This is a genomic window from Gillisella terrae, from assembly GCF_004801395.1.
In the GTDB taxonomy this organism is placed as follows: Bacteria; Pseudomonadota; Alphaproteobacteria; order Rhizobiales; family Rhizobiaceae; genus Allorhizobium; species Allorhizobium terrae.
In genome coordinates this window covers 1-2500 of the sequence record NZ_SSOA01000024.1, presented here as the reverse complement: position 1 = coordinate 2500, position 2500 = coordinate 1, and the positions used below count along the sequence as shown (strand labels likewise).

At 51.8% G+C, this 2500-nt stretch carries 2 tRNA genes and 2 rRNA genes (1 of these 4 cut by a window edge); all 4 read right to left on the bottom strand.

Annotated elements, in window-relative coordinates:
• Positions 1–861, bottom strand: a 23S ribosomal RNA gene (locus E6C51_RS19970); it reaches 1938 nt to the left of the window's first position.
• Between the two features lie 595 nt (positions 862–1456).
• A tRNA-Ala gene (locus tag E6C51_RS19965) sits at positions 1457–1532 on the bottom strand.
• Between the two features lie 39 nt (positions 1533–1571).
• Positions 1572–1648, bottom strand: a tRNA-Ile gene (locus tag E6C51_RS19960).
• A gap of 351 nt (positions 1649–1999) precedes the next feature.
• Positions 2000–2500: ribosomal RNA gene (locus tag E6C51_RS19955) — 16S ribosomal RNA — on the bottom strand; the annotation flags it as partial.

The window sequence follows — 2500 nt, the reverse complement described above, 5'->3', positions numbered from 1 at the left end:
GATTTCGCGGAGAACCAGCTATTTCCGAGTTTGATTGGCCTTTCACCCCTAACCACAAGTCATCCCAATCTATTGCAACAGATGCGGGTTCGGTCCTCCAGTTGGTGTTACCCAACCTTCAACCTGCTCATGGTTAGATCACTCGGTTTCGGGTCTAATGCATCTAACTAAACGCCCTATTCAGACTCGCTTTCGCTGCGCCTACACCTACCGGCTTAAGCTTGCTAGATACACTAAGTCGTTGACCCATTATACAAAAGGTACGCCGTCAGGCTTTCGCCCTCCGACTGCTTGTAGGCATCCGGTTTCAGGTTCTATTTCACTCCCCTTGTCGGGGTGCTTTTCACCTTTCCCTCACGGTACTTGTTCGCTATCGGTCATGCACGAGTACTTAGGCTTGGAGAGTGGTCTCCCCATGTTCAGACAGGGTTTCACGTGCCCCGCCTTACTCTAGGACAATAAGGTTTCTACGCATACGGGGCTATCACCCACTATGGCAGCCTTTTCCAAAGCCTTCTGCTTTATGCCTTATTGCCACTGGCCTGGTCCGCGTTCGCTCGCCACTACTTGCGGAGTCTCGGTTGATGTCCTTTCCTGCAGGTACTTAGATGTTTCAGTTCCCTGCGTTCGCTTCTTACACCCTATGTATTCAGGGTAAGATACCTTATTAACAATGCTTAGAAACCCAAGCCGTCATCACTGACAGTTTGGATTTTCTAAGCATTTAAGGTGGGTTTCCCCATTCGGAAATCCATGGATCAAAGCTCATTCGCAGCTCCCCACGGCTTATCGCAGCGTATCACGTCCTTCATCGCCTGTGCATGCCAAGGCATCCACCAAATGCCCTTACGACACTTAATCGTTCTCATTGCCAATGCTCATCATCAAGCAGCCCAAAGGGCTGCAAAACCAATTACCTTTTACAATTGGTTCGTCATGATGCCATCAACGTGTTCGATCTGGTCACTTTATTGGAACTACGCCGAGCAGTTCACTTGTGCCAGATCATTAAGACCAGCTTCTCGAGATCAAATCCGGTACCGCGCGGTCAGGCAACGGTAATCCGATCGTGTGTCAGACAATGCATAAAGCATCGAACAACCCACAATCCAGAGCGACAAGCTTCCTTCCTACCTCCAACCCTTCCCCAAACTCCGGTCGGCTAGACCGTCATAAGGTTCATCAGGATTGGGCTCGGACGCCACAAGGTAAAAACCTCGCAACACCTGGAAGCCTCCAGATCAATCTTCTCTTCACAATGTACTAGAACAGGCAAACACTCATGTGAGCGTTGCAAACTTTTATTTTCTTCAAAAGATATCGTCACCCGAACACACGCAACGCAAACCGGACAACTCCAAACAGGTGCGGTAGCACCACGCGGAGCGCCCTCGCGGAGGGCGTCGCCACAGGCGACAACAGCCCGTGAGCGGTATCCAACATTTACGCAAGTAAATGGTGGAGCTTATCGGGATCGAACCGATGACCCCCTGCTTGCAAAGCAGGTGCTCTCCCAGCTGAGCTAAAGCCCCGAAACTCAAACCTAACCCGGCCAAATTCGCCAGAGCAAATGGTGGGCCCGGGTAGACTTGAACTACCGACCCCACGCTTATCAAGCGTGTGCTCTAACCAACTGAGCTACGGGCCCATCTCGCTGCTGAACATTTGCAAGCGGCTATTGCCACACGCAAACGACAAGAGCACGACAATCTCAAAGAGTTTTGGCAAACCTTTCTTGTTCCTACGAACAAGGGTGCCAAAATCAGATCATCAGGCCTTAGCAGTTCATCAGGCGCAAACCTTGCGCCATCAAATGGTTCGATATCTTTTTGAAGAAAGAGAAACGTAGACGGCGGATGCGTCCATACCGTGATCTGTAAACAGTATCCGGCGTATTTCGTTGCGATCGTGACCTGACTGGTCCGATCTATGTTCTAAAAAGCACGGGAAAGTTCATCCTGATCATGTCAGGCGTCTTACTATTCCACAGCTTCCTTAGAAAGGAGGTGATCCAGCCGCAGGTTCCCCTACGGCTACCTTGTTACGACTTCACCCCAGTCGCTGACCCTACCGTGGTTCGCTGCCTCCTTGCGGTTAGCGCACGACCTTCGGGTAAAACCAACTCCCATGGTGTGACGGGCGGTGTGTACAAGGCCCGGGAACGTATTCACCGCAGCATGCTGATCTGCGATTACTAGCGATTCCAACTTCATGCACTCGAGTTGCAGAGTGCAATCCGAACTGAGATGGCTTTTGGAGATTAGCTCGACCTCGCGGTCTCGCTGCCCACTGTCACCACCATTGTAGCACGTGTGTAGCCCAGCCCGTAAGGGCCATGAGGACTTGACGTCATCCCCACCTTCCTCTCGGCTTATCACCGGCAGTCCCCTTAGAGTGCCCAACCGAATGCTGGCAACTAAGGGCGAGGGTTGCGCTCGTTGCGGGACTTAACCCAACATCTCACGACACGAGCTGACGACAGCCATGCAGCACCTGTCTC